Origin of the sequence: Citrobacter sp. TBCS-14 (assembly GCF_005280805.1) — a bacterium.
In the GTDB taxonomy this organism is placed as follows: domain Bacteria; phylum Pseudomonadota; class Gammaproteobacteria; order Enterobacterales; family Enterobacteriaceae; genus Citrobacter; species Citrobacter gillenii.
Genome location: NZ_SZWM01001215.1, coordinates 1 through 245 on the forward strand (window position 1 = coordinate 1; position 245 = coordinate 245).

1 pseudogene is annotated in these 245 nt (G+C 34.7%); it reads right to left on the reverse strand.

Annotated features, from left to right (window positions below):
* A pseudogene (gene istB / locus FDX22_RS26325) lies at nt 1–245 on the reverse strand (IS21-like element IS712 family helper ATPase IstB); the annotation flags it as partial.

The following is a 245-nucleotide window of genomic DNA, read 5'->3' on the forward strand; positions in this document are numbered from 1 at the left end:
TAAAGCATTCGTTAATTTCTTATCTTGAAGAAACTCAGACCATTGAGAAAGTGGGATATTCGTAGTAATCAACGTGGATTTCTTTTCATATCTCATATTAATCAGTTGAAAGAGAAGACTCGCTCCATCTCTTGAAAAGGGCAGATAACCCACTTCATCAATAACAAGTACATCATAATTGGCATACTGTTTTAATACTCGCTCTAAAGTTCCTTTTTGATTGGCTCTTAATAAACGGTCCACTA